Genomic DNA, 1,894 nt, shown 5'->3' on the forward strand with positions numbered 1-1,894 from the left:
TTCGGTATCGCCGTCGACAAGAAGAACACCCAGCTGCGTGACGCGCTCAAGGAAGCCGTGGACGCGATCATCAAGGACGGCACCTACAAGGCCGCCCTGGACAAGTGGGGGGCCGCCGACGGCGCCATTCCCGCGGCCAAGATCAACGGCGGTTCCTGACCTCTCGCGTACCACTGAAGGGCAGTCGTCGTGACTGACAAGATCGACAAGGTTCCCGCCGGGGCGTCACCCGCCCCGGCGGGGGTCCCGCCGGAGGCCATCAAGGCCATTCCGGTCCGCCACTACGGACGCTGGATCGCCGGCGTCGTCGTGGTCGCCCTGCTGGTGCTCCTCGGCTACGCCTTCTCCCAGGGCAACGTCCGCTGGGCCACCGTCCCCGAGAAGCTGTTCGACCCCACCATCCTGTCCGGACTGGGCAACACCATCCTCATCAGCGTCGCCTCCATGGCGCTGGGCCTGGTCCTGGGCGTGCTCTTCGCCGTCATGCGGCTCTCCAAGAACCCGGTGACCAGCTCCGTCGCCTGGCTCTACATCTGGATCTTCCGCGGCACCCCGGTCTACGTGCAGCTGCTGATCTGGTTCAACCTCGCCCTGATCTTCCCGGTGTTCAACATCGGGTTCTACAAGGACGAGATGACCGACGTCATGACCCCGTTCCTGGCCGCCCTGCTCGGGCTCGGCCTGAACGAGGGCGCCTACATGGCCGAGATCGTCCGCGCCGGCATCCAGTCGGTCGACGAAGGACAGACCGAGGCCTCCCACGCACTCGGCATGTCCCAGGCCAAGACCATGCGCCGCGTGGTGCTCCCCCAGTCGATGCGGGTGATCATCCCGCCGACCGGCAACGAGTTCATCAACATGCTCAAGACCTCCTCCCTGGTCGTCGCCGTCCAATACCCCGACCTGCTGCGCGCCGCACAGGACATCGCCTCGACCTCGTTCGCGGTCATGGAGATGTTCTTCCTCGCCTCGATCTGGTACCTGATCCTGACCTCGGTGTTCAGCGTCGGCCAGTTCTACCTCGAGCGGCACTACGCCCGCGGCTCGCTGCGCTCCCTGCCGCCCACGCCGTGGCAGAAGGTCAAGGCGAACCTCGCCCGATTCTCCAACCGTGAGGCGGTGGCCAAGTGACTCTCATGGTGAAGGCCGAAGGCGTCCACAAGTCCTACGGACCCGCCCACATCCTCAAGGGCATCGACCTCGAGGTGAACAACGGCGAGGTGTTCTGCCTGATCGGCCCGTCCGGCTCCGGCAAGTCCACCTTCCTGCGCTGCATCAACCACCTCGAGAAGATCAACGCCGGACGGCTCTACGTCGACGGCCAGCTCGTGGGCTACCGCCAAAAGGGCGACAAGCTCTACGAACTGAAGGACAGCGAGGTCGCCGCCCAGCGCCGCGACATCGGCATGGTCTTCCAGCGCTTCAACCTCTTCCCCCACATGACGGCCCTGGCCAACGTCATGGAAGCGCCCATCCAGGTCAAGGGCGAGTCCAAGGCCGTCGCCCGCGAGCGCGCCGAACGCCTGCTGGACCGGGTCGGCCTGGCCGACAAGGCCGGGAACTACCCCACCCAGCTCTCCGGCGGCCAGCAGCAGCGCGTCGCCATCGCCCGCGCGCTGGCCATGGAACCCAAGCTGATGCTCTTCGACGAGCCCACCTCAGCCCTCGACCCCGAACTCGTCGGCGACGTCCTCGACGTCATGCGCGACCTCGCCGAGTCCGGCATGACCATGGTCGTCGTCACCCACGAAATGGGCTTCGCCCGCGAAGTCGGCGACAACCTCGTCTTCATGGACGGCGGCGTCGTCGTCGAATCCGGCCACCCCCGCGACGTCCTCGGCAACCCCCAACACGACCGCACCAAGGCATTCCTCTCCAAGGTGCTCTAGCAGTC

At 66.3% G+C, this 1,894-nt stretch carries 2 protein-coding genes and 1 pseudogene; all 3 read left to right on the forward strand.

Going from position 1 to position 1,894, the window contains the following annotated elements; genetic code table 11:
• A pseudogene (locus ACFC0D_RS38445) lies at positions 1 to 159 on the forward strand (ABC transporter substrate-binding protein); the annotation flags it as partial.
• Between the two features lie 30 nt (positions 160 to 189).
• Positions 190 to 1,131 carry an amino acid ABC transporter permease gene (locus ACFC0D_RS38450; RefSeq protein WP_376446748.1) on the forward strand — a complete coding sequence of 314 codons (942 nt, stop codon included), beginning with the start codon at positions 190 to 192 and terminating at the stop codon, positions 1,129 to 1,131.
• The gene (locus tag ACFC0D_RS38455; RefSeq protein ID WP_376446750.1) at positions 1,128 to 1,889 is read left to right on the forward strand and encodes an amino acid ABC transporter ATP-binding protein; all 762 of its coding nucleotides are present in this window, start codon (positions 1,128 to 1,130) and stop codon (positions 1,887 to 1,889) included. Before ACFC0D_RS38450 ends, ACFC0D_RS38455 begins: the two co-directional genes overlap by 4 nt.
• Positions 1,890 to 1,894 lie beyond the last annotated feature (5 nt).

The sequence above is a fragment of the Streptomyces sp. NPDC056222 genome (genome assembly GCF_042264065.1).
Classification (GTDB): Bacteria; Actinomycetota; Actinomycetes; order Streptomycetales; family Streptomycetaceae; genus Streptomyces.